Source organism: Bacillus cereus group sp. MYBK5-2 (genome assembly GCF_051915685.1).
Classification (GTDB): domain Bacteria; phylum Bacillota; class Bacilli; order Bacillales; family Bacillaceae_G; genus Bacillus_A; species Bacillus_A cereus.
The window spans coordinates 365,983-392,527 of sequence record NZ_JBQAFE010000004.1 but is presented as its reverse complement, the minus strand read 5'-3'; the positions used below and the strand labels follow the sequence as shown (position 1 = coordinate 392,527).

Below are 26,545 nucleotides of genomic sequence, written 5' to 3'. Positions count from 1 at the left end.
TGATGGCAGAGAGGTCACACCCGTTCCCATACCGAACACGGAAGTTAAGCTCTCTAGCGCCGATGGTAGTTGGGACCTTGTCCCTGTGAGAGTAGGACGTTGCCAGGCAAATGGAGGATTAGCTCAGCTGGGAGAGCACCTGCCTTACAAGCAGGGGGTCGGCGGTTCGATCCCGTCATCCTCCACCATTTAGCCGACTTAGCTCAATTGGTAGAGCAACTGACTTGTAATCAGTAGGTTGGGGGTTCAAGTCCTCTAGTCGGCACCAGAAATCATGGCGGTTGTGGCGAAGTGGTTAACGCACCGGATTGTGGCTCCGGCATTCGTGGGTTCGATTCCCATCAGTCGCCCCATTTTTCTTAAATAAATTAATATGCGGGTGTGGCGGAATTGGCAGACGCACCAGACTTAGGATCTGGCGCCTTTGGCGTGGGGGTTCGACTCCCTTCACCCGCACTTTTAATTAAATAACTCATACATGTCTTGCGGAAGTAGTTCAGTGGTAGAATACAACCTTGCCAAGGTTGGGGTCGCGGGTTCGAATCCCGTCTTCCGCTCCAATTTTCAATATGACATGCCGGGGTGGCGGAACAGGCAGACGCACAGGACTTAAAATCCTGCGGTGGGTGACCACCGTGCGGGTTCGACCCCCGCCCTCGGCACCATATGCGCCCGTAGCTCAATTGGATAGAGCGTTTGACTACGGATCAAGAGGTTAGGGGTTCGACTCCTCTCGGGCGCGCTTTTATTAACGGGAAGTGGCTCAGCTTGGTAGAGCACCTGGTTTGGGACCAGGGGGTCGCAGGTTCAAATCCTGTCTTCCCGATATTCCTAAAAAACATGGGGCCTTAGCTCAGCTGGGAGAGCGCCTGCCTTGCACGCAGGAGGTCAGCGGTTCGATCCCGCTAGGCTCCACTTATATTAATATCATTTATGGCGGTGTAGCTCAGCTGGCTAGAGCGTACGGTTCATACCCGTGAGGTCGGGGGTTCGATCCCCTCCGCCGCTACCATAAAGGACCTTTAGCTCAGCTGGTTAGAGCAGACGGCTCATAACCGTCCGGTCGTAGGTTCGAGTCCTACAAGGTCCACCATTAGACGTATATATCTCGGAGGTATACCCAAGTTCGGCTGAAGGGATCGGTCTTGAAAACCGACAGGCGGCGAGAGTCGCGCGGGGGTTCGAATCCCTCTACCTCCTCCATTTTTTCTATAGTAAATATTTTATCATCGCGGGGTGGAGCAGCACGGTAGCTCGTCGGGCTCATAACCCGAAGGTCGCAGGTTCAAATCCTGTCCCCGCAACCAAATGGTCCCGTGGTGTAGTGGTTAACATGCCTGCCTGTCACGCAGGAGATCGCCGGTTCGACCCCGGTCGGGACCGCCATTTTTACATAAAGGCTCGGTAGCTCAGTCGGTAGAGCAGAGGACTGAAAATCCTCGTGTCGGCGGTTCGATTCCGTCCCGAGCCACCATTTTGAAGTCGCAAGCCGACTTAGCTCAATTGGTAGAGCAACTGACTTGTAATCAGTAGGTTGGGGGTTCAAGTCCTCTAGTCGGCACCACTTTCAAAATGAGCCATTAGCTCAGTTGGTAGAGCATCTGACTTTTAATCAGAGGGTCGAAGGTTCGAGTCCTTCATGGCTCACCATTTACAATTTAATGCGGGTGTAGTTTAGTGGTAAAACAAGAGCCTTCCAAGCTCTGGTCGAGAGTTCGATTCTCTTCACCCGCTTTTCAATTATGGGCCTATAGCTCAGCTGGTTAGAGCGCACGCCTGATAAGCGTGAGGTCGATGGTTCGAGTCCATTTAGGCCCACCATAATTGTTCCGCAGTAGCTCAGTGGTAGAGCTATCGGCTGTTAACCGATCGGTCGTAGGTTCGAGTCCTACCTGCGGAGCCATATTTATAGAGAAGTACCCAAGTGGCTCAAGGGGCTCCCCTGCTAAGGGAGTAGATCGCGAACGCGGTGCGAGGGTTCGAATCCCTTCTTCTCTGCCAGAACTGGCCCGTTGGTCAAGTGGTTAAGACACCGCCCTTTCACGGCGGTAACACGGGTTCGAATCCCGTACGGGTCATACTAAAAGAGATAGCATAATCTGCTATCTCTTTTTTGTTGTATAAAAATGGACTTTGGATAGTCTGCTTTTTTATGCAATAGAAGAAATATGAAGTATTCGCTGTTGCAGTTGGGTACATAGAGAGCCGTAAATACAATCATGTTAATTATTTGGACCTGTATGAATATGAAGGAATTAACTTCAACTTGAACTTTTACCCCAGCTGTATGGCTGTAGCCTCCTACACTTGGAGAAACCGATGAAAATGCATCTGGGAGCTACTGTGGAAAATAAATAATATATAGAAGAAGCTGCTTTCTCTCAATAGCTGTGATCTACTGAAGACAGCTTTTTTATGTTGTCAGTATTGTCGAGTTTTGTCGGTAAGTCGATATATTGCAAAAATCGCTGATATAATTTGAGTTACGGTCGATAAATTTCAATAATCGCTGATATATTTGGAGTTACAGTCGATATATTCTAAAAATCGCTGGTATAATTTCACTTACCGACAAAAACCACAAGAAAATCCCTTTCACAATCTAAAGAAAACGCCTCCATTGAAATGGATTCCACACCTATTCCAATAACTTTACACTCTATGTGAAAAAGTTCACAAATAGGTCATAATTTGTGAAGTAATTCACAATAATACGTGCTACAATATGAATGTAAAGAAGTTAAACAACATTAAATTAGTATTTTAATTAATTACTTAAACAATCATAAAAAATATATGTGAACAATAGAGAGGGGAAATTACCATGAAAAAAGGTATCAATCGTGTAGTATTAGTAGGAACAGGAGCTGTAGGTTGTAGTTACGCTTACTCAATGATCAACCAAGGTGTAGCTGAAGAATTCGTATTAGTAGATGTTAATGAAGCAAAAGCAGAAGGGGAAGCAATGGACTTAAGCCATGCGGTACCATTCTCTCCATCACCAACAAAAGTTTGGAGCGGTAGCTATGCAGATTGTAAAGATGCAGATTTAGTTGTTATCACTGCTGGGTTACCACAAAAGCCAGGTGAAACTCGTTTAGACTTAGTTGAGAAAAATACAAAGATCTTTAAACAAATCGTTCGTGGCATTATGGATAGCGGATTCGATGGAATCTTCTTAATCGCAACTAACCCAGTTGATATTTTAACTTACGTAACTTGGAAAGAATCTGGTTTACCGAAAGAGCGCGTAATCGGTTCTGGTACTACTTTAGACTCTGCTCGTTTCCGTTACATGTTAGGTGACTACTTAGATGTAGATCCACGCAACGTTCATGCTTACATCGTTGGTGAACACGGTGATACTGAACTTCCGGTATGGAGCCACGCTACTATCGGTGTACAAAAACTAGAAACAATCTTAGCTAACAACGAACAGTACAAACAAGAAGACTTAGATAAAATCTTCGAAAATGTACGTGATGCAGCTTACCATATCATCGAGCGTAAAGGTGCAACTTACTACGGAATCGGTATGTCACTACTTCGTGTAACTAAAGCAATCTTAAACAACGAGAACAGCGTATTAACTGTATCTGCATACCTTGAAGGCCAATACGGTGAGAAAGATGCTTACGTAGGTGTTCCAGCTGTAATTAACCGCGAAGGTGTACGTGAAATCGTAGAGCTTGAGTTAAATGAAGAAGAAAAAGCGAAGTTCGCTCATTCTGTAAAAGTATTAAAAGAAACAATGGCACCAGTACTATAATAATTGCTAAATCATTTAGGGGCGGGACACTGCTTCCTACCTCTAAATTCATATAATTTAATATAAATTCCTTTTCCGGTTTTCCTTGTATATCCCCAATATACCCCTTTTGCTGGATCAGGGTCGTTTATAGAAAAAAGCACTCTACTTTAAGTAGAGTGCTCTTTATTATCCCGCATTAACGGGCAGTAAGATCCCCACCTCAAAATGCAGCGAAAGCAAAGAAGTTAGTTTGGTGATCAACTGCCCGTAAAAGCCCGATTGGTTCAACTAATAATCAGTGGGGGATGAACACCCCCCACTGATTAAAGTTTCACTTTATCATTTTTTAGGCGTTAATCCTAATTTCTTTAAAATATCTGCCAGTGTACCGCTTTTGGATTTTTCTACAGGTGTTTGTGATTTAGATGCATCCGGACCTTTTTTCAAGAAGTTCTTTTCGACGAAGCGAATATCTTTTTCATCGACAATCCCATCTTTATTAAGGTCTCCGTCTTTTACAGTTAGTCCTTTTTTACCATAGTTGCTAGCGATAATTTCAGCATCTCTAATATCGATTACTTTATCAGCATTTACATCGCCGGCAAGGTTTTCGTCAGGTCTTGCATAATAATATTGGCCAAGCAGCTTACCGTCTTTTTCAGTACCAAGTTTCGTTGTTAGGCGGCTTGTTAAATGTCCTGGCACCTCTACATATAAGTTATAGTCGCGTTTATTAACTGGAAGTCCATTTAGTTTGAAGTATCCGTATTTATCTAGTGAGCCTTCAAACTTATGACGATAAGAATCAGTCGCATATACTTTTACGCCAAGCTTTGTATAATCGAACTTTTCATCTAAATATCCACGTTCATTTAAGAATGCACCAGACTTAATATTTCCTTCTACTAGTGAGTTTAAGGACATTACTGAGAATGATTGATCTTGAAGGACACGCATTCTATTTGGCTCTGTTTCTCCTGGTTTCCAGTATACAAACACTGGTAACTCTAATTGAGCATTTGCTTCATAAAACTCATCGTTTTCTACTTTGAACGTTACATCAATGAACGGGAAATCACCATCTAATCCAGCGAAGTTTTTGTCATCGATAGCACCGCCAACTGTAACAGAGCCTGCTTCTAGCTTCGGTTCATTTACTTTTGCTGTTACCCCTTTTTCAGAAAGGAGTTTTTCAAAAGCAGGATTCAATTTCGCATTTCAATAAAATTGTGACAAAAAATATTGAGAAACATTTTTTTATGACAGATTATTTTGTTTTGATTTTAAGTGGAAAATAGCATGAAAAATAGGATAAACATAATAAAATAAAGGTTGAGAAAAAATAATTGGTAAAAATATAGAAGAATAATAAAGCGTTTTCAATGAATATTCGTCAAAATTCGATATTTTACACGGAAATGTGAAGGAAAACTAACATTTTTAAGAAAAAAACGAATGTTTTTTATAAATTAACAAGGATATTGCAGTTTTTCGCAGAAATAGTTAAAGTATAAAAAATTCTGTCATCTAAGTGAGGTGAGCATATTGAGTGTAATAAATTGTGAAGAAGTGAAACGAGATGAGTTTCATACAGAAAAGTACTATGAAAGTTATAATATCTTTGGCGCACATGTTGTGACGGAAGATGAGATTCAAGGAGTACGATTTACAGTGTGGGCTCCTCATGCGAAAGCAATGAGTGTTGTTGGAGATTTTAATGAGTGGGATTATGAGCAACATAAAATGCTACAAGTGACAGAAGAAGGCATTTGGTCCTTGTTTATACCGCATATTGAAGAAGGAGAAATATATAAATATGCGATTGAAACGTTGGCTGGTGACGTCATTTTCAAGGCAGATCCGTATGCTGTATATGCAGAAGTAAGACCGAATACGGCATCTGTAGTTTTTGATATAAAGGGATATGAATGGAATGATAAAAACTGGACTCGTAAGAAAAAGAAAAAATCGATTTATAAAGAAGCGATGACAGTTTATGAATTGCATTTTGGTTCTTGGAAAAAGAAAGAAGATGGAACACTGTATTCTTACAGGGAAATGGTAGAAGAACTCATTCCATATGTGGTGGAACATCAATTTACACATATTGAAATTATGCCGCTTGTTGAGCATCCATATGATCGTTCTTGGGGATACCAAGGAACGGGATATTATGCAGCGACGAGTAGATTTGGTACGCCGCATGATTTAATGCATTTTGTCGACGAATGTCATAAATATGGAATCGGTGTCATTTTAGATTGGGTGCCGGGGCATTTTTGTAAAGATGCTCACGGTTTATATTTGTTTGATGGTACACCGACCTATGAATATAAAGATAAAGATGTACAAGAAAATCCAGTATGGGGAACTGTCAATTTTGATTTAGGAAAGAGAGAGGTACGTAATTTCTTAATTTCAAATGCGTTATTTTGGATGAGATATTTCCATATTGATGGTTTCAGAGTTGATGCAGTTGCGAACATGTTGTACTGGAATAAAGAAGGACAAGAGCAAAGTAATGAGCATGCTGTTTCATTTTTAAGAGAGTTAAATGAAGCAGTGTTTGCAGAGGATGAAGATTTTCTTATGACGGCAGAAGATTCAACAGCTTGGCCACTTGTAACAACTCCAACGTATGAAGGTGGGCTTGGATTCAATTACAAATGGAATATGGGCTGGATGAATGACGTGCTGAAATATATGGAGTGTGCGCCTGAATATAGGAAACACATTCATGAGAAAATGACGTTTTCTTTGCTATATGCGTACTCTGAAAACTTCATATTACCGCTTTCTCATGATGAAGTCGTTCATGGGAAAAAGTCGTTATTAAATAAAATGCCAGGTGATTACTGGGATAAGTTTGCTCAGCTTCGTTTATTATATGGATATTTCTTTACTCACCCAGGAAAGAAATTACTTTTCATGGGAGGAGAATTCGGGCAGTTTGATGAGTGGAAAGACCTTGAAGATTTAGATTGGAATTTACATGATTTTGAAATGCATCGTTATATGCATGATTACTTTAAAGAGCTCATAGCATTGTATAAGCGCTCAAAACCACTTTGGCAGCTTGATCATTCGCCTGAAGGTTTTCAGTGGATTGATGCTAATAATAACGAGCAAAGTATTTTCTCGTTTATCCGTCAAGGGGATAAACAAGAGGATGCGTTAGTTATCGTATGTAATTTTACGAAAGCTACATATGAAAACTATAAAGTAGGTGTACCAGATTTCGAGTATTATAACGAGATTTTAAACAGTGATGCACAGCAATATGGCGGTTCGGGGCAAGTGAATAAGAAACGTCTTAAGACGATTCTAGAACCGTACCATAATCAAGCAGCACATGTAGAGATTACAATTCCACCATTTGGCGTATCCATATTACGACCAGTGAAGACGAGAAAGGGGAGCAAAAAACAAGATGGCTCAAAAACAAAAGTGCGTAGCAATGTTACTAGCAGGGGGAAAAGGTAGTCGTTTAAGTGCATTAACAAAAAATTTAGCCAAGCCAGCTGTTCCATTTGGTGGTAAATATCGCATTATTGATTTTACGCTAAGTAACTGTGCGAATTCTGGTATTGAAACGGTTGGGATTTTAACGCAATATCAACCACTCGAACTTCATAATTATATCGGAATCGGAAATGCGTGGGATTTAGACCGAGTAAACGGTGGAGTCACAGTATTACCTCCTTATGCGGAGTCTTCAGGGGTTAAGTGGTATACAGGTACGGCAAGTGCCATTTATCAAAACTTAAACTATTTAAGTCAGTATGAACCGGAGTATGTTCTCATTTTATCAGGCGACCATATTTATAAAATGGATTACAGTAAGATGCTAGATTACCATATTGAGAAAGAATCGGATGTATCCATTTCTGTTATTGAAGTACCTTGGGATGAAGCGAGTCGCTTTGGCATTATGAATACGAATGAAGAGATGGAGATTGTTGAGTTTGAAGAGAAACCACAATTTCCAAGAAGTAATCTTGCATCAATGGGAATCTATATTTTTAATTGGTCAATTTTGAAAGAGTATTTAGAGATGGATGCAAGAAACCCTGAATCTAGTAACGATTTCGGAAAAGACGTACTTCCGCTTTTATTGGATGAAGGGAAGAAGTTAATGGCGTATCCGTTTGAAGGATATTGGAAAGATGTTGGAACGGTGAAGAGCTTATGGGAAGCGAATATGGATTTGCTTCGCGATGAAACATCACTGAATTTAAACGATCGTAATTGGCGTATTTACTCTGTCAATCCAAACGAACCGCCTCAATATATTGCTGAAAAGGCGAAAGTAGAAGAATCGCTTATTAACGAAGGGTGCGTCATTGAAGGGGACGTGAAGCATTCTGTGTTATTCCAAGGAGTGACGGTGGAAGAAGGAAGTATGGTGATTGATTCTGTCGTTATGCCAGGAGCTAAGATTGGTAAAAATGTTGTGATTGAAAGAGCGATTGTTGGATCAGAAATGGTTATCGAAGATGGAACAATCATTCGTCCAGAAAAGAATGTTGACGATGTAGTATTAATTGCTGAAGGGAAATAGAAAAGGGGGATGAAATGAATGGGAGAAAAAATGTTAGGGATTATTAATGCAACGGGAAGTTTTCCTTCCTTAAAGAAAGTAACAGGGCATCGTTCACTAGCGGCGTTACCGTTTGGGGGCCGTTATCGACTCATTGATTTCATGCTTTCAAATATGGTGAATTCTAGTATTCATAGTGTGGCAGTTTTTACAAGCCATAAAAATCGTTCGTTAATGGACCATGTTGGTTCAGGAAAACAGTGGGATTTAGATAGAAAACGAGACGGACTATTTTTATTCCCGCCAAACTGCCAATGTGACCAAGATGAATTTGGGTCTTTTGCACACTTTAGAAGACATATTGATTATTTTCTAAGAAGCAGAGAAGAGTACGTTGTTATTACGAATAGCCATCTCGTAACAGCATTAAATTTTCAAGCGGTGTTAGAGCGACATATACATACGGCAGCTGATATTACAGAAGTTTGCCATGAAGGGGTTTCGCTTCAAACATACGTGTTAAAGAAACAATTATTGTTAGACTTATTTGAGTCATATAAAGGTGTGGAACAATACAGTTTATTTGATGTAGTGAGAGAAAAGCGCGGGAAATCATTACACATTGCTACATATGAACATACTGGATATGTAGCAATTATTGACTCGATTGAAAGTTACTATAAACATAGCTTAGAAATTTTGCAACCTGCTATTTGGAAGCAATTATTTAAGAAAGAAGCACCGATCTTTACGAAAGTAAAAGATGAGCCACCAACTCGTTATTTAAAGGATGCAGTCGTGAAAAATACAATGATTGCAAATGGCAGTATTATTGAAGGGAAAGTCGAAAACAGTGTTATTTCCCGTTCGGTTAAAATTGGAAAAGGTTCAATTATTCGTAACAGTATTATTATGCAAAAGAGCCAAATTGGAGATAACTGTATAATAGACGGTGTTATTATTGATAAAGACGTGAAAATTGGCGACGGTGTCGTATTAAAAGGAAGCGCCGATGAGCCGTATGTTGTAGAAAAAGGAAGCGTACAAAACAGTACGATTAATAGTTATTCCTAAAGAATCAGTGGGGGCTTTTTCCTCCACTGATTAAAGTTTTAATTTAAATGAAAACTCGAAGGGAGGAAGCTGCAAGAGGAGTAATAAAAACTTTTCGCGCAGTGGGACAACAAGTGAATATTTTATTTGCAGTATCAGAATGTGTACCGTTTGTGAAATCGGGAGGATTAGCTGATGTAGCGGGTGCACTCCCAAAAGAGCTAAAAAAATTAGGAGTGGACGTTCGTATTATACTTCCGAATTATAGTCTCATTCCGCAAAAGTTAAGAGATGGATGTACGTTACATAAAGTAATTAACGTCCCTCTTGGGTGGAGAAATCAATATTGTGGAATTTTAAAAGGTGAGCAAGACGGAATTACGTATTACTTAATAGATAATGAATATTATTTTAAGAGAGATTCTCTGTATGGGCATTACGATGACGGAGAGCGTTTTTCTTATTTCTCAAAAGCAGTGTTAGAGTGTATTCCGCACCTTGATTTTGAAGTGGATGTTCTTCATAGCCATGATTGGCATACGGCTATGGTTAATTTCTTACTTCGTGAAAAGTATCAAGATAACCCGTTATATGAGCGTATTAAAACGGTATATACGATTCATAACTTGCAGTTCCAAGGTGTATTTCCTCCTGAAGTGATGTACGACTTGTTAGAGCTTGGTGATGAATATTTTCATAGTGAGCAGCTAGAGTTTTATGGAAACGTAAACTTTATGAAAGGCGGTATTATTGCTTCGGATCAAATTACAGCGGTGAGCCCGACGTATAAAGAAGAAATTCAATATGAATTTTTCGGTGAGAAGTTAGATGGATTACTGCGAAAATATAATGATAAGCTTAGCGGCATTGTAAATGGTATTGATACGAGCGTATATAATCCAGAAACGGATTCATATATTAAGGCCCAGTATGATGCAGAGTCATTATATGAAAAGAGTGAAAATAAACGCGCCTTGCAGCGTTATTTTGGTTTGCCAGAAAAAGAGGATACACCAATTATTTCAATGGTAACGAGATTAACGAAGCAAAAAGGTCTTGATTTAGTACGTACTGTATTCCGCGAAATAATGGAAGAAGATGTACAATGTATTATTTTAGGTTCAGGTGATTCGGAATATGAGCAATTCTTTGAGTGGATGGCATATGAGTATCCGGAGAAGGTAAAAGTTTATATCGGATTTAATGAAGAATTAGCTCACCAAGTGTATGCGGGAAGCGATTTGTTTTTAATGCCATCGCTGTTTGAACCGTGTGGACTTGGACAACTTATCGCATTAGCATACGGTACAATTCCAATTGTAAGAGAAACAGGTGGGTTAAACGACACGGTACATTCTTATGATGAAGAAACAGGCGAAGGAAATGGTTTCAGTTTCACGAATTTTAATGCACATGACATGCTGCATACGATTCATCGTGCAATTGAATTCTATCATGATAAACCAGTGTGGGAGCAGCTTGTAAAACAAGCGATGACTGAAGATTATAGCTGGGAGCAATCGGCTCTTGCTTATAAGGAATTGTATAAAAGTCTCATGGAATAACATGTAGGTGGTGAAAAAATGTTTACTCATGTTGAAAGTTTTAAATCAACTTTTCTAGAAAAGTTAGAGACGATGTATGGTAAAAGTTTTAAAGATTCTACAACTCGTGATCAATATAATACGCTCGGCCATATGGTACGTGAGTATATGAATAGTCAATGGATTGCAACGAACGAGAGTTATCGATCCGGAGAGCAAAAGCAAATGTATTACTTGTCTATTGAGTTTTTGCTTGGACGCTTGCTTGGAAGTAACATCTTGAATTTAGGTATTCGAGATGTATGCGAGCAGGGGTTATCTGAACTAGGGATTTCGTTACAAGAGTTAGAAGAAGTGGAAGCAGATGCAGGCCTTGGTAATGGTGGGCTTGGACGCTTAGCAGCCTGTTTTCTCGATTCACTCGCATCTTTAAACTTACCAGGACACGGCTGTGGAATTCGTTATAAACATGGTTTGTTTGATCAGAAAATTGTTGATGGTTATCAAGTTGAATTTCCAGAACAGTGGCTTCTTCATGAAAACGTATGGGAAGTAAGAAGATATGATCAAGCTATAGAAGTAAGTTATTTCGGCAGTGTTGAACCGCTAGAAATTGACGGGCGTTTAGAGTTCAGGCATACAAATGCAGAAGTCATTATGGCCGTGCCATATGATGTGCCGGTAGTTGGCTATGAGACGAGTACTGTAAATACACTTAGACTTTGGAATGCTGAACCAGTTCCTTTCCCGCAAAACTGCAAAGATATTTTGAAATATAAGCGTGAAACAGAGGCTGTATCGGAGTTTTTATATCCAGATGATACGCATGATGAGGGAAAAATACTTCGTTTAAAACAACAGTATTTCCTCGTATCAGCAAGTTTGCAAAATATCGTTCGAATGCATAGAGAAAGATATGGTGACCTTCGTCAACTACATGAAAAAATTGCGATCCACATTAACGATACACATCCGGTTTTAGCAATTCCGGAACTGATGCGTATTTTACTAGACGAAGAAAAGTTAGCATGGGAAGAAGCTTGGCACATAACGACGCAGACGATTTCTTATACGAATCATACGACGTTATCAGAAGCGCTCGAAAAGTGGCCAATTCACATTTTTAAACCGTTATTACCGAGAATTTATATGATTATTGAAGAGATTAATGAACGTTTCTGTCATGAACTGTGGGAACAGTATCCGTATGAGTGGGATCGTATTGAAGCAATGGCGATTATTGCACATGACCTTGTGAAAATGGCTCATTTAGCGATTGTCGGTAGCCATAGCGTAAACGGTGTAGCAAAAATTCATACGGAAATATTAAAGCAGCGGGAAATGCGATTGTTTTATGAATTTTATCCAGATAAGTTTAATAATAAGACGAATGGAATTGCTCATAGGCGCTGGCTTATGAAAGCAAATCCACAGTTAACAAATCTCATTTCAGAGGCGATTGGAACGGAGTGGAAGAAAGAACCGATTAAGCTTCAAGAGCTACAATTAGTTCAATATGATGCGAGTTTCCAAGAGAAATTTGCAGAGGTAAAACAAGAGCGTAAAGAGATTTTAGCAGAGCGTATTCATAATACAATGGGGATTACCATTGATCCAAATTCTATTTTTGATGTGCAAGTGAAAAGATTACATGCTTATAAACGACAATTATTAAATGTTCTTCATATTTTATATTTATATAACCGTTTGAAAGAGGATGCTAGTTTTACATTTTATCCGCGTACTTTTATTTTTGGAGCGAAAGCATCACCTGGCTATTATTACGCGAAAAAAATTATTAAATTAATAAATGAACTCGCAAGAAAAGTAAATAATGACCCGTATGTCAGTCAATATATGAAAGTTATCTTTCTAGAAAACTATCGAGTTTCTTTAGCGGAAGATATATTCCCAGCGGCGGATGTAAGTGAACAAATTTCAACGGCGAGTAAAGAAGCATCGGGAACAGGTAATATGAAATTTATGATGAATGGTGCGATTACACTCGGAACGCTAGACGGTGCTAACGTTGAAATAAAAGACCGGGTCGGTGATGATAACTGTTTTATTTTCGGTTTAACGGCCGAAGAAGTTCTTCATTACTATCAAAATGGTGGCTATCGTGCAAGTGATTATTATCACCACAATAGACACATTAAAAAAGTAGTTGATCAATTAACAAATGGTTTCTTTGCACAATCGGGAGCTGAATTTGAAGCGATTTACGATTCTCTCGTTATTCAAAACGATGAATATTTCGTTCTGCGAGATTTTGGTCCATATGCTGAAAGACAAGAGGCTGTCGGTAGAGCTTATGAGAACCGAACGAAGTGGCTAGAAATGTCGATTTTAAATATTGCACAGTCTGGTCATTTTGCGAGCGATCGAACAATTTTGCAGTACAGTAATGAAATTTGGGGTATTGGTAATGCAGTTAAACAGTTTTAAAGAGGTTGCTATATTGGGAGATATATTATCGATTTACCAACCGAAATGGATATTAATAAATAAAACGGGCTTAATAAAATTAAGCTCGTTTTATTTATTTTGCTTAAGAAAGAAATGGAACAGTGGTATATATGATACCTGCCCCATCATACTCTCCTGTCGCAAAGTATGAAAATGTAAAGAAACCTGTAACCGTAAAAATTACAATAAGAAAAAGTGCGAAGATAAATTTTAACATGTAAGGTCCCCTCATCCAAAAATAACTTCATACATTATTATAGTATACGAATATTTTATTTCCAATTGTTTACTGGTTAAAAATGAGAAGTCAGACATGTTTTGTATGTTGTAATGGAATGATTATTTGTAATGGATTTTGTGTTTTTTGTAAATGTCATGTTGTGATGGACGTGTGCATACTCCCAATCATGATCATTAAAATTTATGTTTCGGGGAGGGAGAAGTGGGACGACATCGAACAAGTTGACGAAACGAAAGCTACTAGCTACTTGTAGTTTATAATAATTTCGAAAAGCGATATCTCCTACTTTTGGAGAAGCGAATGTATAAAGTCCATACTGTGCGAAGGCAGTATTTATACGTGCATCTAATATGTGTAATGTGGCAAGCGCGCCACCTAGACTATGCCCAGTAGCTAGCAGTTTTTTATGTGCTGGCAATGATACGAGCATATCCATAATAGAATCACGACAAGACTCATAAATAGAGAGAAAACCGTTATGGACATTTCCGCCATTTAAAGCATAAGGATAAGGTTTTTGATTGACGAGAGAATCAATAATCCAATCGGGGTCTGTTTGAGTGCCTCTGAAGGCAACAATAATTGTATCCTCAGATTCTAATATAAATCCGAACCATTCTGTTGTTTGAATGGCCTTTCCTTGAAACCCTTGTACATATTGAAAACCATCTGGTATCTCGAAAATGCCATTTTGTTTATATTGTTCATACGTTAACTCACAACAAGAAGCTAACAGTATGGCAGTGTCTTTATCAAAGGATAAAGGAGTACGCATTAAGGAAGCCCTCCTTAAGAAAAAGTATAGTTTAATATATGCAGTGAGGAACTTGATTCATTCTTTTGGAGGTGGGGAATAGCTTGTATCGCTTATCTAAATCGGTGGAGGAAATTATAAGGTCAAAATAAAACAGTGCCTGATAAGGGCACTGTTTACTCTTTTTCATCTCAAGGAATCGACTTTTTTAGTTATTCTTAATGAACTGACGCATGCGTTAGTTGCATAAGTAAGAGGTTTGAAAAAATAGCCTGTATATATTTGAACGATGAATAACTTACCTATTTTCTTGTGTTTGTTTACACTATATACAGAAAAATTTGAAAAACAAAACGTATTATTTATCTGTTTGTTTTTGCTTCTTTTTCAAATACTCCGTACGCAATTTTTCAAGTTGCTGCTTTTTATCAAATTTGGCAGGTTTCTGTTTTTCATGGAACTTTGCCACAGCTACCTGACTTTTGGAATCCAATTGATATTTTCCCACTTTGTTCACCTACTTTTCTTGTCTCTAAAGAGAATCTATTCAACAAATATAATATACCTTATTTTCCTGAAGTAAACCTTATTACTTTATTTTAACTGCTTTTTCTCGTTTGTAGACGTAAATTAAAACACCCTTTCACTGCATTACTGCAAGCAAGGGTGTTTTAATTTTATTATTTTATTAGTTGATGGCCATGCCTACATAAGGGCACAGTTTACTCTTTCCCATCTAATAAACGACCAAGTCCACCTAATACACTACCTTCGCCAGTACTTTGCGCTGCTGGGCTTGTAAGGCGTGCTGCTAAGCGGCTAAGTGTTAAGGACTGAATCCAAACTGTTCCAGGACCTTCTAATGTTGCGAAGAATAAACCCTCGCCGCCAAATAGAGCTGTTTTTACTTTACCAACGAACTCGACATCATAGTTAATGTCTTTTGTCATAGCAACGAGACAACCTGTATCAATGCGAAGTTTCTCACCAGGTTTTAATTCACGTTTATATACAGTTCCACCTGCGTGCATGAAAGCAAGGCCATCACCTTCAAGTTTCTGCATGATGAAACCTTCACCACCGAAGAAACCAGTTCCTATTTTTTTCGTAAATTCAATTCCGATGGAAACACCTTTTGCGGCACAAAGAAAGGCATCTTTTTGACAAACTACTTTTCCTTGATACTCTGTTAAATCTACAGGAATAATTTTACCAGGATAAGGAGCAGCAAATGAGACGTGGCGCTTGCCGTGACCTGTATTTGTAAATACAGTCATAAACATACTTTCGCCTGTAACGAGACGTTTACCAGCGCCCATTAATTTTCCGAATAAACCTCCAGATGGGCCAGAACCATCACCGAAGATTGTTTCCATTTCTATGTAATCTTCCATCATCATCATTGCGCCAGCTTCTGCGATCACGCTCTCTTCTGGATCTAACTCAATTTCAACAAACTGCATATCATCGCCATATAACTTATACTCGATTTCGTGTGCTCTCATTTTTTTCACCTCGTATGTAATAGATACTTATATTGTACAGAATTTAATAGGATTAGAATACTTTAGTTTTGTTAATTTTCAAATAAAGTGGAACCAGCCAAAACTGATTATCAGCTCCCGCCAATCAAGCTGTCCACAAATGGCGGGATAATATATGAATATGGAAATTCAACATTATATTAAAATTATAAAAAAATGGTGGAATGAAAGTGTTCTCATTTGACGTTTTGGATATAGCGTGATATAGTGAAATCACTATTGAGCTACATAATGTGGTACGGAAATAAAGCACGTTGAATTAAAGGCTGTAAGCTTGTTATACATTCATGTCCTTTATATCCACCTTTTCATGTGGATTCATAGTTTCATTTTTATTTAGGAGGTACATGACATGCAAACAGGTAAAGTTAAATGGTTCAACAGCGAAAAAGGTTTCGGTTTCATCGAAGTTGAAGGTGGAGACGATGTATTCGTTCACTTCTCAGCTATCCAAGGTGACGGATTCAAAACTTTAGAAGAAGGTCAAGAAGTTTCTTTCGAAATCGTTGAAGGTAACCGTGGACCACAAGCTGCTAACGTTACAAAAAACTAATTAGCTAGCGATAAAAAGCATTCCGATTTTCGGAATGCTTTTTTTTATTCTTTGGAACTAGATTCATTTGAAGATAATTCACCTTTGAAGGTACGTTCTTCAAAATCATCAAGCATTTGTTCATATTCTTCATGCTCTTCTGTAGCGAAAACTTGTGGGTTTTTTCCGTACATATCCGTACCGATAAAGTTTTCAAAATCCTCCACGTAGCCTACGTTTTCTTCACTATTTACATACATGCCATTATAGTTTTTTGAATCTTGTCTTTCTAAATCAGACGGCGTTTCAGATGTTCCGTAATTTGCGACATCTTGCCACGCATCTTCCGCATCGTACTCAACAGAATGGTCCTCATCATGCTTGTGGAAAGAAGGAGACAACACTTCTTCTTCAACTGGTCGTGTATTCATATTTAACTTATTTGTCGCGTGCTGGATGCATGTTGTAGCGGTTGGCATTGCTTCCAATCTTTCAAATGGAATTTCTTCGCCAGACACTTCGCAAATGCCGTACGTACCCGCTTCTATTTTTTGCAAGGCATGTTTCGTGTCTTCAAGCTGTTTATGCCAAAGTTCAATAAGTCCGAAGTCTTTTTCCCGTTCATATAGCTCTGTAGCCATATCAGCTGGATGGTTATCATAGCTAGATAATTCTCCAACGGAATCACGTTCAGAAGCACGATCTGTATTTTCATGAGTTTGTATCGTTTGCTCTAGTTCTTGTTTTTGTTTTTCTAAAATGGATTTAAATTGACCTACTTGTTGTGGAGTTAACATAGTCGTCCACCTTCCTACAATTCAGTTTCTTTACATAGTATGGGCGTTGAGAGTAGGAATTATGAGATGAATTTCAGATATGAAAAAGGAGCCGCATAAGCAGCTCCTTTTATAGAAAGTATCCAAGTAATAATCCGATTCCCATTAGGAAACCGAAGATTGTATTTGTTTTTGCTGTTGCAATCATCGCAGGTACCATTTCTATTGGAATGCTTTTGCCGATAAAGCCTTTCGTCGCTTTAAATGCTTTCGGTGCACTTAAAAATACGATAAGCATCCATGGTGATACGATGCCCACGATAATTAAAGCAATTGTCCAAATGTAGGAAACGATGAACATCGAAGCAAGTACACCAACCGCTCGCTCGCGCCCAACGAGAATTGCTAACGTTTTACGACCGTTTTCTTTATCGCCATCCAAGTCACGAATATTATTAGCTAGTAAAATGGCGCCAATTAAAATGGAGCTTGGGATAGATAGTAAAATGACTTCTGATGTTACAGTTCCAGTTTGAATAAAGAATGAAATCCCAATAATAATGACACCCATAAATAATCCGGCTGTCAACTCTCCAAATGGTGTATATGCAATTGGAAGTGGGCCACCTGTATAAAGGTAAGCAACGGCCATACAAACAAGACCGATTGCAGCAAGCCACCAGCTAGAATTTATACAAATATAAACACCTAATAGTATTGCGATGCCGAAAAATCCAAATGCTAAGTTAAGCACTGTTTTTGGCTGAATGCCATCGCGAACGATAGCGCCGCCGATACCAACTGAACCTTCGTGATCGAGTCCTCTTTTATAATCAAAGTATTCATTAAACATGTTTGTTGCTGCTTGAATGAGAAGACAAGCAAGAAGCATCATAAGGAAAAGAGGAAGATGTATTTGATTTATACCTCCGACCTGCATCGAATATGCTGTTCCGATGAAAACAGGTACGAAAGCGGCTGTTAATGTATGGGGACGTAGTAAACTCCACCAGATGCGCCAGCCTGTTTGCTTACTTGGCTTTGGCGCCGTAGGAGAGGAATTCGTTTTGACGTTCATTTCCATGTTGAATCCTCCTTTGGTCACATATTGTACACAACTAAGTGTAGAAAAAGCATCATTTAGTGTCAACGTTTATTTTCTAGGAAGAGAAGGTGAATTTCTCAGAAATGCTAAACGTTGACAGGCCTTTCGTTTGAGGTGTATCTTAAAATCAAGCGTAATTATGACTATTTTTCGCCCATAGGGGGGAGACAATTGTGATTCAAACGAAACAAAAAGGCTTGCAAGAAGTTCTTATTGCAGCTATCAAGCGTGCAACTAACGAAAAAACATTGGTTAGTTTTGTAAAACAAATAGACTGGGTGGATCCGCTTCTGTTCTATGCAGCAGGAAAAAGGATTTCATTCGAAAATAGATGTTATTTTGCAGACCCGGCTCAGCATGTAATATTTGCAGGAATTGGCTCTGTTTTCACTATAGCAAATTCTTCTCATAAGCGCTTTCAAACCGCTCGCGACGAGTGGGAGAAAGTAAAAGAGAATGCATTTGTCCAAAGAGATGAATATGAATTTGGAACGGGTCCGCTTTTATTTGGTGGTTTTTCATTTGATCCAGAAAAAGAGAAAACGGACCTATGGAAAGAATTTAAAGATACGACATTTTCACTACCAGCATTTTTATTAACTGTAAAAAATGAAAAAGCATGGTTAACGATGAATACATTTGTTTCAGCAACAGATTGTGCAGAAACTCTTTCTAACGAAATGATTTCTTTAGAAGAGAAGATTTTGGGAGAGAGTAAATGTGCGCTAAACGGATCGAAATTGACTGTTATTTCTAAAGTAGAAGTGGATCCGAAAGGCTGGATGAAAGCAATTGAAAAAGTACAAGATGAGATGAAGCAGGGTAACGTGCAGAAGGTTGTATTGGCGAGGGAACTAAAAGTAGAGATGAATCATTCGATTGATTCTGCTCTTGTTTTAGAAGCACTTCGCATTGGTCAACCGGATTGTTACGTATTTTCTTTTGATTATAAAGGAGCATGCTTCTTAGGAGCGACGCCTGAGAGATTAATTCGCAAAGAAGATGAGAAATTTACATCGATGTGTCTTGCGGGTTCAATCGGTCATGGTCATTCTATAGAAGAAAGTAAGCGAAATAGTAATGCGCTTCTTCATGATGAAAAGAATTTAGCTGAACATGGGTATGTTGTTAACATGATCCGCTCGGTACTAAATGAACATTGCGAATACGTTAATATTCCGGAAAGCCCAGGTTTATTAACAACGAAAAACTTAATTCACTTATATACGCCTGTAGAAGCAAAAGGCGATGCGAGTCTTTTAACAATGGTAGAAGAATTACATCCAACACCAGCTCTTGGCGGGACACCTCGTTTGGAAGCGATGAAACTGATCCGTGATGTTGAATTGTTAGACAGAGGGTTGTATGGTGCACCGATTGGCTGGATAGATGATGAAGGAAATGGTGAATTTGCGGTTGCGCTGCGCTGCGGATTATTAAACGGCGAGAAAGCATCCTTATTTGCCGGTTGTGGTATTGTAATTGATTCAATCCCGCAGCTTGAATATGAAGAAACAAGTTTGAAGTTTAGACCGATGCTTGGTGCTTTGGAGGAATTAATGAAATGAACAATCATATAGAAGCATTATCATATTATTTAGGCGCGTTCGTGGATGAACTGACGCGTCTAGATGTATGTGATGTTGTCATTAGTCCAGGCTCACGGTCAACGCCGATTGCTTTACTAATGGAACAACACGAAGGAATGAACACATATTTACATGTGGATGAAAGATCAGCAGGATTTTTCGCGCTCGGTATTGCGAAAGCAAAAAAACGCCCAGTAGCATTATTATGTACGTCAGGAACAGCAGCAGCGAACTATTATCCAGCTGTATGTGAAGCTTTTCATTCAAGGGTCCCACTTATCGTCTTAACAGCGGATAGACCGCATGAATTAAGAGATGTGGGTGCACCACAAGCAATGAATCAATTTAATTTATACGGTACTTTTGTGAAACAATTTACAGAGATGGCACTGCCAGAAGCAAGTGAAGCGATGTATCATTACGCTCGTATGACGACGCAGCGTATAGTAGCAAATGCTTGTTTAGCGCCGCAGGGTCCTGTTCATCTTAATTTTCCAGTTCGCGAGCCACTTATCCCTGATTTCTCACTAGAAAGCTTATGGGATAAAGGACGTAGTGAATATACAGGAGTAGTTCAGCAAGGAAACGCGGTGATGCCGAGTGAATATGTAGATTCTCTTGTAGGGCGCCTTTCACATATGGAAAAGGGGCTTATTATTTGTGGAGATGATAGTCATGCAGAAATTGCAATGTTTGCAACGCAACTAGCTGAAAAAACTGGCTATCCTATATTAGCAGACCCACTTTCTAATATTCGTAGCGGACACCACGATAAAATGATGGTAATTGACTGTTATGATACATTTTTACGAAATGAAAAGTTAAAAGAAACATGGAAACCGGACGTTTTAATTCGCTTTGGTGGTATGCCTGTTTCTAAATCATTAACGCAGTTCATAAAAAAACAAACAAAAGCAGTTCATATCGTTGTCGATGAATCAGGACAATGGAGAGATCCAGCTCTTGTTGCGACAGAAGTTGTGCAAGCAAGTGACATTGAATTCTGCAAGGCATTAATAGAAAAAATGCCAGTTATGAAAAAGAATGATTGGTCCCTAATGTGGCAACATATAAACGAAAAAACGAAGGAAACGCTTCGTGAAATGGAAACATATGAAACTGCATTTGAAGGAAAGGTTATTACAGATATTGTGCGCGTATTACCAGAAGACGCAACGTTATTTGCGAGCAATAGTATGCCAATTCGTGATACAGACTCATTCTTCTTCACATCGGATAAAAACATCCATGTGATGGCAAACCGTGGTGTAAATGGTATTGATGGAATCATTTCGACAGCTCTAGGAGCAAGCGTTATTTGCGACCCACTTGTATTAGTAATTGGTGATTTATCATTTTATCACGATTTAAATGGACTGTTAGCAGCGAAATTACATGAATTAAATATAACAATTGTCGTTGTAAATAATGATGGTGGGGGTATTTTCTCATTCTTACCACAGTATGAGAAAAAGGAACATTTTGAATCATTATTTGGAACACCAATTGGACTTGATTATGAGCATGTTGTCAAAATGTACGGCGGTTCATTTAGCCGTGTAAATGGTTGGGAGCAATTCCGAGAAGAAGTTCGAAAAGGAACGACGACAGAAGGTTTACACGTTGTGGAAATTTGTACGAATCGTGATGAAAACTTAACATTGCACCGTACGTTATGGGCAAAAACACAGGACGTAATTACTACATCGTTGCAAGGTGAATCAAAATGAAAGTAACGCTGCAAGGTGTATCGTATGAATATGAAGTAGTCGGAAGCGGGGAACCACTTCTACTTCTTCATGGTTTTACGGGAAGCATGGAAACGTGGCGTTCTTTTATCTCTTCATGGAGTGAGCAGTTTCAAGTTATTGTAGTTGATCTTGTTGGGCACGGAAAGACGGAGAGTCCTGAAGATGTTGCGCATTATGATATCCGAAATGTGGCATTGCAAATGAAAGAACTATTAGATTACCTTCATATTGAAAAAGCACATATACTTGGCTATTCAATGGGCGGTAGATTGGCGATTACGATGGCATGTCTATATCCAAATTATGTACATTCTCTTTTATTAGAAAATTGTACAGCTGGGCTCGAAAACGAAGCAGATAGAAAAGAACGTCGTGAAAAAGATGATCGACTTGCCGATAAAATTGAGCGAGAAGACATAGAAAGTTTTGTATCCATGTGGGAAAATATTCCGCTTTTTGAAACGCAAAAACGTTTAGCAAAAAACGTACAAGAAGCGGTGCGAAAAGAACGACTTGCTAACAATCCAAAAGGACTTGCAAATAGCTTGCGCGGCATGGGAACGGGGGCTCAGCCTTCATGGTGGGATGAGCTGAAAAACTTAAAAATACCTGTTCTTTTAATGAACGGAGAGTATGATGAAAAGTTCTTTCGTATATTAAAAAATATTGAAAAATGCATCTCTGACGCGAAATTTGTCAAAATTGATGGTGCTGGCCATGCAATTCATGTGGAACAACCGGAAAAGTTTGATACAATAGTAAAGGGATTTCTAAAAACTATGCAGTGATGCTTTTTTCAGTTAAGAATGAAGTTACACTTATAGAGGAGATCAGAAATATACAAGGAGGTAGTTGTAATGGCTATTGAATGGGTAAAAGAAGGCAATTACGAAGATATTATTTATTCAACATACAATGGTATCGCAAAGATTTCGATTAACCGCCCTGAAGTACATAACGCATTCCGTCCTAAAACGGTAATGGAGTTAATCGACGCTTTTGCACAAGCTCGTGATGATGCAAATGTTGGCGTTATCATTTTAACAGGTGAAGGGGGACGTGCATTCTGTTCTGGCGGCGACCAAAAAGTTCGCGGTCATGGTGGATATGTAGGTGACGACCAAATCCCACGTCTAAACGTATTAGACTTACAACGTCTAATTCGCGCAATTCCTAAACCAGTTATCGCAATGGTAGCAGGTTATGCAATCGGTGGAGGACACGTACTTCATATCGTATGTGACTTAACAATCGCTGCAGACAACGCTGTATTCGGACAAACAGGTCCTAAAGTAGGAAGCTTTGACGGTGGATACGGAGCTGGTTACTTAGCTCGTATGGTAGGCCACAAGAAAGCTCGCGAAATTTGGTACCTATGCCGTCAATATAGTGCTGGGGAAGCACTTGATATGGGCTTAGTAAACACTGTAGTACCACTAGAAGAGCTTGAAGCAGAAACAGTACAATGGGCACAAGAAATTTTAGCAAACAGCCCAATGGCACTTCGTTTCCTAAAAGCTGCATTCAACGCAGACACAGACGGTCTAGCTGGTATTCAACAACTAGCTGGAGATGCAACGTTATTGTACTACACAACTGACGAAGCAAAAGAAGGTCGCGACGCATTCAAAGAAAAACGCAGTCCGGACTTCGGTCAATTCCCTCGTTTCCCGTGATAAAAGCGAAGCCGACTGTTTAGCCCCGTTGGCTAAGTTTCTTTCGCACAGAAAGTGTTTTTTACTTTCTCGTGCGGAAGGTTCTTAGACGGAAGGGGCTAGGAGGCGCAGCTGGATAAGATTAAAAGCGGAAGCGGCTTGCTTAGAATGTGAGGGGGATGGAGCTTCTGACGTAGAGGCGCTTTTTGCCTCGTAGGAAGAAGTGAAGCCACCGAGCATTCTAGCTGCTGTAGCTGGATGTTTTAAAAGCGGAAGCGGCTCGCTTAGAACAAGAGGGCGTTGGAACTCCTGACGTAGAGGCGCTTTTTGCCTCATAGGAAGGCGTGAAACGACCGCCTGTTCTAGCCGCTATAGCTGGATAAGACCAAACCGGAAACAAAACAACTAAGAGACTTGATATCATATCAAGTCTCTTTCTTTCATGAAAGGAGAATGAATGATGGAGACGATGCCAAATTGGTTAATGCAACGTGCATTTTTAACACCAGATCGCACTGCAATTGAAATAGAGGAAGAGAAAGTTACTTTTATGGAGCTGCATGAAAAAGTAGTATCTGTTTGTGAACACCTCACGCATGTTGGAGTGGAGCGAGGGCAAAAGGTGGCTGTTCTGATGAAAAATGGTATGGAGATGATTACAGTTATTCACGCCCTATCTTATGTAGGTGCAGTAGCTGTGCTTTTAAATACGCGTCTTTCAAGAGAAGAGCTACTTTGGCAAATGGATGATGCTGAAGTTGTTTGTTTAGTAACGGATCAAGATTTTGATGCTAAAGATGTTCCTGTTTATTCATTCGCCGAAGTGATGAATGGACCAAAAGAGGAAGCCTCTATACAAGAAGAGTTTTCTTTAGAAGAAGCGATGACAATTATTTATACGTCTGGGACAACAGGCAAACCGAAAGGCGTTATTTTAACGTACGGCAATCATTGGGCAAGCGCAGTCGGTTCGTCGCTTAATTTAGGACTTCGTGATGATGATTGTTGGTTAGCCTGCATGCCAATGTTCCATGTTGGCGGGCTATCTCTTTTAATGAAAAACATTATGTATGGTATGCGCATTTTACTTGTTCCGAAATATGATGCTGATTTTATTCATAAAGCACTTCAAACGAGAGGTGTTACGATTATTTCTGTTGTATCCAAAATGTTAACAGATTTATTAGAGAGACTTGGAGAAGGGACATACCCAGCTTCTTTACGATGCATGTTACTTGGCGGAGGACCAGCGCCAAAACCACTATTAGAAGCATGTGTAGAAAAAGGAATTCCTGTATATCAAACGTACGGTATGACAGAAACATCTTCGCAAATTTGTACGTTATCCGCAGATTACATGTTAACGAAAGTAGGATCAGCTGGAAAACCACTATTTCAGTGCCAACTTCGTATTGAAAAAGATGGCGTAGTAGTGCCACCATTTGCGGAAGGTGAGATTGTAGTAAAAGGACCGAACGTAACAGGCGGTTACTTTAACCGTGAAGATGCGACGCGAGAGACTATTCAAAACGGATGGCTTCATACTGGCGACCTCGGTTATTTAGACGAAGAAGGGTTTTTATACGTATTAGATCGCCGCAGTGATTTAATTATTTCTGGCGGAGAGAATATATACCCAGCTCAAATTGAAGAAGTGTTACTCTCCCATCCGGCAGTAGCGGAAGCTGGCGTTGTCGGTATGTCTGACGACAAATGGGGACAAGTACCAGCTGCTTTTGTTGTGAAAAGCGGGGCGGTAACAGAAGAAGAAATTCTTCATTTTTGCGAGGAGAAATTAGCGAAATATAAAGTGCCGAAGAAAGCATGTTTCTTAGAGGAATTACCACGTAACGCTTCGAAAAAATTGTTAAGACGAGAGTTAAGACAATTAGTGGAGGAGATGTAGGTGGAAATAAAAAAAGCGACACTGTATATAACGGAAATGCCACTCGTAATCCCGTTTGCTACAAGCTACGGGACTTACGAAAAGCGTGAGAGTATCGTCATTGAATTAGAAGATGAAGACGGGTACATTGGATTTGGCGAAGTCGTTGCGTTCTCTGAACCGTGGTATACGGAAGAAATGGTGAAGACGGCGCTGCATGTACTGCAAGACTTTTTATTACCGGATTTATTAAAGGCTGAAATTTCTCATCCGAATGAGGTACCGGGTCTATTTCAACATATAAAAAGAAACCGAATGGCAAAGGCCGGAATTGAAGGGGCTGTTTGGGATTTATATGCGAAGCGTCAAAAGAAATCGTTAGCGACATTGCTTGGCGGAACGAAGTCTGAAATTGAAGTCGGCGTTGTAATTGGGATCAATACAATTCCGGTTATGTTAAAACAAATCGAGAAGTACGCAGAAGAAGGATACGAGCGTTTTAAAGTAAAAATAAAACCGGGGCATGATTATGAGTTATTGAAAGAAATTCGTAAAGAGTTTCCGCATATCCCGCTAATGGCAGATGCAAATTCAGCATATACATTAGGGGATACGGAGAGGCTGAAACGACTAGATGAATTCCAATTAATGATGATTGAACAACCGTTAGCGGATTACGATTTTCTCGATCACGCGGAATTGCAAAAGAAAATTGAAACGCCGATTTGTTTAGATGAAAGTATTCATAGTTTAGAAGATGCACGCGTTGCGATTACGCTTGGTAGCTGCCAAATTGTGAACATTAAACCAGGGCGAGTGGGCGGATTAACAGAATCAATCCAAATCCATAATTATTGTATGGAACATAACGTACCCGTTTGGTGCGGTGGTATGGTAGAGATGGGGATTTCACGAGCGCAAAATGTTGCTCTTGCTTCATTGCCTAACTTTACGATTCCAGGAGATATATCTGCTTCTAGTAGACATTGGGAGCAGGATATTATTTGGCCGGAAGTGACGCTTGAGGGCGGGAAAGTGATTGTACCGCAAAGTGTTGAAGCTGAGTATGAAGTAGATCGCGGAAGGTTGGCGGAAATTACGAAGCAGCGGATTGTTTTTGAGCGGTAAATGGAAGTTTCATTAGGATGCCCGCAAATAGCGAGAGGATTTTGTCGTTCATTGTCGGTAAGTCGATATATTTCAATAATTGCTGATATAATTTGAGTTACGGTCGATATAATTGGAAAATCGCTGATATAATTCAAGTTGTGTTCGATATAATTAGAAAATCGCTGATATAATTTTATTTACCAAGGTTACTCTAACGAGTAGCCTTTTTGTATTGTACAAATTGGA

At 39.4% G+C, this 26,545-nt stretch carries 19 protein-coding genes, 22 tRNA genes, 1 rRNA gene and 1 pseudogene; 36 read left to right on the top strand and 7 right to left on the bottom strand.

The window, feature by feature from the left end:
• The 24 genes from rrf to ACTFP3_RS17760 form a co-directional block, all read left to right on the top strand.
• Nucleotides 1-108: ribosomal RNA gene (gene rrf / locus ACTFP3_RS17875) — 5S ribosomal RNA — on the top strand; the annotation flags it as partial.
• Nucleotides 109-112: 4 nt separating this feature from the next.
• Nucleotides 113-188, top strand: a tRNA-Val gene (locus ACTFP3_RS17870).
• A gap of 4 nt (nucleotides 189-192) precedes the next feature.
• Nucleotides 193-268, top strand: a tRNA-Thr gene (locus ACTFP3_RS17865).
• 9 nt (nucleotides 269-277) lie between these two features.
• A tRNA-His gene (locus ACTFP3_RS17860) sits at nucleotides 278-353 on the top strand.
• 22 nt (nucleotides 354-375) lie between these two features.
• Nucleotides 376-456 (top strand) — tRNA-Leu (locus ACTFP3_RS17855).
• Between the two features lie 29 nt (nucleotides 457-485).
• Nucleotides 486-560 (top strand) — tRNA-Gly (locus ACTFP3_RS17850).
• Nucleotides 561-576: 16 nt separating this feature from the next.
• Nucleotides 577-665, top strand: a tRNA-Leu gene (locus ACTFP3_RS17845).
• Nucleotides 666-668: 3 nt separating this feature from the next.
• A tRNA-Arg gene (locus tag ACTFP3_RS17840) sits at nucleotides 669-742 on the top strand.
• 10 nt (nucleotides 743-752) lie between these two features.
• A tRNA-Pro gene (locus ACTFP3_RS17835) sits at nucleotides 753-826 on the top strand.
• Nucleotides 827-842: 16 nt separating this feature from the next.
• Nucleotides 843-915 (top strand) — tRNA-Ala (locus tag ACTFP3_RS17830).
• A 20-nt stretch (nucleotides 916-935) separates the two neighbouring features.
• A tRNA-Met gene (locus tag ACTFP3_RS17825) sits at nucleotides 936-1,012 on the top strand.
• Nucleotides 1,013-1,016: 4 nt separating this feature from the next.
• A tRNA-Ile gene (locus tag ACTFP3_RS17820) sits at nucleotides 1,017-1,093 on the top strand.
• 17 nt (nucleotides 1,094-1,110) lie between these two features.
• Nucleotides 1,111-1,203, top strand: a tRNA-Ser gene (locus tag ACTFP3_RS17815).
• A 27-nt stretch (nucleotides 1,204-1,230) separates the two neighbouring features.
• Nucleotides 1,231-1,307, top strand: a tRNA-Met gene (locus tag ACTFP3_RS17810).
• A 3-nt stretch (nucleotides 1,308-1,310) separates the two neighbouring features.
• Nucleotides 1,311-1,386: transfer RNA gene (locus tag ACTFP3_RS17805), tRNA-Asp, on the top strand.
• A gap of 12 nt (nucleotides 1,387-1,398) precedes the next feature.
• Nucleotides 1,399-1,474 (top strand) — tRNA-Phe (locus tag ACTFP3_RS17800).
• A gap of 14 nt (nucleotides 1,475-1,488) precedes the next feature.
• Nucleotides 1,489-1,564: transfer RNA gene (locus tag ACTFP3_RS17795), tRNA-Thr, on the top strand.
• A gap of 10 nt (nucleotides 1,565-1,574) precedes the next feature.
• A tRNA-Lys gene (locus ACTFP3_RS17790) sits at nucleotides 1,575-1,650 on the top strand.
• A gap of 13 nt (nucleotides 1,651-1,663) precedes the next feature.
• A tRNA-Gly gene (locus tag ACTFP3_RS17785) sits at nucleotides 1,664-1,734 on the top strand.
• Between the two features lie 10 nt (nucleotides 1,735-1,744).
• Nucleotides 1,745-1,821: transfer RNA gene (locus ACTFP3_RS17780), tRNA-Ile, on the top strand.
• Between the two features lie 7 nt (nucleotides 1,822-1,828).
• Nucleotides 1,829-1,903, top strand: a tRNA-Asn gene (locus tag ACTFP3_RS17775).
• Between the two features lie 7 nt (nucleotides 1,904-1,910).
• Nucleotides 1,911-2,001 (top strand) — tRNA-Ser (locus ACTFP3_RS17770).
• A gap of 5 nt (nucleotides 2,002-2,006) precedes the next feature.
• Nucleotides 2,007-2,078: transfer RNA gene (locus tag ACTFP3_RS17765), tRNA-Glu, on the top strand.
• Between the two features lie 746 nt (nucleotides 2,079-2,824).
• Complete coding sequence (locus ACTFP3_RS17760; RefSeq protein WP_000715339.1) at nucleotides 2,825-3,769, top strand: L-lactate dehydrogenase; 945 nt, start codon at nucleotides 2,825-2,827, stop codon at nucleotides 3,767-3,769.
• A 321-nt stretch (nucleotides 3,770-4,090) separates the two neighbouring features.
• On the opposite strand, the pseudogene ACTFP3_RS17755 reads toward ACTFP3_RS17760, so the two are convergent.
• A pseudogene (locus ACTFP3_RS17755) lies at nucleotides 4,091-4,969 on the bottom strand (dockerin type I domain-containing protein); the annotation flags it as partial.
• A gap of 327 nt (nucleotides 4,970-5,296) precedes the next feature.
• Here ACTFP3_RS17755 and glgB point away from each other — a divergent pair.
• The 5 genes from glgB to glgP all read left to right on the top strand — a co-directional run bounded on the left by glgB (nucleotide 5,297) and on the right by glgP (nucleotide 13,336).
• Nucleotides 5,297-7,234: a 1,4-alpha-glucan branching protein GlgB gene (glgB, locus tag ACTFP3_RS17750; RefSeq protein WP_440010933.1), complete on the top strand. Its 1,938-nt coding sequence runs from the start codon at nucleotides 5,297-5,299 to the stop codon at nucleotides 7,232-7,234.
• Complete coding sequence (gene glgC / locus ACTFP3_RS17745; RefSeq protein ID WP_000057604.1) at nucleotides 7,182-8,312, top strand: glucose-1-phosphate adenylyltransferase; 1,131 nt, start codon at nucleotides 7,182-7,184, stop codon at nucleotides 8,310-8,312. The genes glgB and glgC overlap by 53 nt, the downstream gene beginning before the upstream one ends.
• Nucleotides 8,313-8,330: 18 nt before the next feature.
• Nucleotides 8,331-9,365 (top strand): glucose-1-phosphate adenylyltransferase subunit GlgD, encoded by a 1,035-nt coding sequence (glgD, locus tag ACTFP3_RS17740; protein ID WP_440010931.1) that lies wholly within the window; start codon nucleotides 8,331-8,333, stop codon nucleotides 9,363-9,365.
• Nucleotides 9,366-9,478: 113 nt separating this feature from the next.
• A complete protein-coding gene (gene glgA / locus ACTFP3_RS17735) occupies nucleotides 9,479-10,909 on the top strand; it encodes a glycogen synthase GlgA (protein WP_023901191.1) in 1,431 nt (476 codons plus the stop codon).
• An 18-nt stretch (nucleotides 10,910-10,927) separates the two neighbouring features.
• Nucleotides 10,928-13,336, top strand: coding sequence for a glycogen phosphorylase (gene glgP / locus ACTFP3_RS17730; protein ID WP_440010930.1), 2,409 nt, complete (start codon nucleotides 10,928-10,930; stop codon nucleotides 13,334-13,336).
• A 103-nt stretch (nucleotides 13,337-13,439) separates the two neighbouring features.
• Here the strand turns inward: glgP and ACTFP3_RS17725 are convergent, their stop codons facing one another.
• From ACTFP3_RS17725 to ACTFP3_RS17710, 4 genes are all read right to left on the bottom strand, one after another.
• On the bottom strand, nucleotides 13,440-13,574 hold the full coding sequence (locus ACTFP3_RS17725; RefSeq protein ID WP_000911075.1) for a hypothetical protein: 135 nt from the start codon (nucleotides 13,572-13,574) through the stop codon (nucleotides 13,440-13,442).
• Nucleotides 13,575-13,650: 76 nt separating this feature from the next.
• A complete protein-coding gene (locus ACTFP3_RS17720) occupies nucleotides 13,651-14,373 on the bottom strand; it encodes a lipase family protein (protein WP_001260111.1) in 723 nt (240 codons plus the stop codon).
• 337 nt (nucleotides 14,374-14,710) lie between these two features.
• The gene (locus tag ACTFP3_RS17715) at nucleotides 14,711-14,860 is read right to left on the bottom strand and encodes a hypothetical protein (protein WP_000521639.1); all 150 of its coding nucleotides are present in this window, start codon (nucleotides 14,858-14,860) and stop codon (nucleotides 14,711-14,713) included.
• Nucleotides 14,861-15,074: 214 nt separating this feature from the next.
• Nucleotides 15,075-15,857, bottom strand: coding sequence for a TIGR00266 family protein (locus ACTFP3_RS17710; protein WP_001201257.1), 783 nt, complete (start codon nucleotides 15,855-15,857; stop codon nucleotides 15,075-15,077).
• A 391-nt stretch (nucleotides 15,858-16,248) separates the two neighbouring features.
• On the opposite strand from ACTFP3_RS17710, the gene cspD reads away from it, so the two are divergent.
• Nucleotides 16,249-16,449 carry a cold-shock protein CspD gene (gene cspD, locus ACTFP3_RS17705; RefSeq protein WP_001193054.1) on the top strand — a complete coding sequence of 67 codons (201 nt, stop codon included), beginning with the start codon at nucleotides 16,249-16,251 and terminating at the stop codon, nucleotides 16,447-16,449.
• Between the two features lie 44 nt (nucleotides 16,450-16,493).
• Here the strand turns inward: cspD and ACTFP3_RS17700 are convergent, their stop codons facing one another.
• Both ACTFP3_RS17700 and ACTFP3_RS17695 read right to left on the bottom strand, forming a co-directional pair.
• Complete coding sequence (locus ACTFP3_RS17700; protein WP_000957393.1) at nucleotides 16,494-17,225, bottom strand: yteA family sporulation protein; 732 nt, start codon at nucleotides 17,223-17,225, stop codon at nucleotides 16,494-16,496.
• Nucleotides 17,226-17,334: 109 nt separating this feature from the next.
• Nucleotides 17,335-18,288 (bottom strand): 1,4-dihydroxy-2-naphthoate polyprenyltransferase, encoded by a 954-nt coding sequence (locus ACTFP3_RS17695; RefSeq protein WP_065212167.1) that lies wholly within the window; start codon nucleotides 18,286-18,288, stop codon nucleotides 17,335-17,337.
• Between the two features lie 194 nt (nucleotides 18,289-18,482).
• Between ACTFP3_RS17695 and ACTFP3_RS17690 the strand changes: the two genes are divergently transcribed.
• From ACTFP3_RS17690 to menC, 6 genes are all read left to right on the top strand, one after another.
• Nucleotides 18,483-19,877: an isochorismate synthase gene (locus ACTFP3_RS17690; RefSeq protein ID WP_000616738.1), complete on the top strand. Its 1,395-nt coding sequence runs from the start codon at nucleotides 18,483-18,485 to the stop codon at nucleotides 19,875-19,877.
• Nucleotides 19,874-21,628, top strand: coding sequence for a 2-succinyl-5-enolpyruvyl-6-hydroxy-3-cyclohexene-1-carboxylic-acid synthase (menD, locus tag ACTFP3_RS17685; protein WP_440010928.1), 1,755 nt, complete (start codon nucleotides 19,874-19,876; stop codon nucleotides 21,626-21,628). Before ACTFP3_RS17690 ends, menD begins: the two co-directional genes overlap by 4 nt.
• Nucleotides 21,625-22,437, top strand: a complete 813-nt coding sequence (gene menH, locus ACTFP3_RS17680; protein WP_440010926.1) for a 2-succinyl-6-hydroxy-2,4-cyclohexadiene-1-carboxylate synthase — start codon at nucleotides 21,625-21,627, stop codon at nucleotides 22,435-22,437. The genes menD and menH overlap by 4 nt, the downstream gene beginning before the upstream one ends.
• 69 nt (nucleotides 22,438-22,506) lie before the next feature.
• A complete protein-coding gene (gene menB / locus ACTFP3_RS17675; protein WP_000963882.1) occupies nucleotides 22,507-23,325 on the top strand; it encodes a 1,4-dihydroxy-2-naphthoyl-CoA synthase in 819 nt (272 codons plus the stop codon).
• 439 nt (nucleotides 23,326-23,764) lie between these two features.
• Complete coding sequence (locus ACTFP3_RS17670; RefSeq protein WP_326036516.1) at nucleotides 23,765-25,210, top strand: o-succinylbenzoate--CoA ligase; 1,446 nt, start codon at nucleotides 23,765-23,767, stop codon at nucleotides 25,208-25,210.
• Nucleotides 25,211-26,317 (top strand): o-succinylbenzoate synthase, encoded by a 1,107-nt coding sequence (gene menC / locus ACTFP3_RS17665; protein ID WP_326036517.1) that lies wholly within the window; start codon nucleotides 25,211-25,213, stop codon nucleotides 26,315-26,317. It begins immediately after the preceding gene.
• Nucleotides 26,318-26,545: the final 228 nt, after the last annotated feature.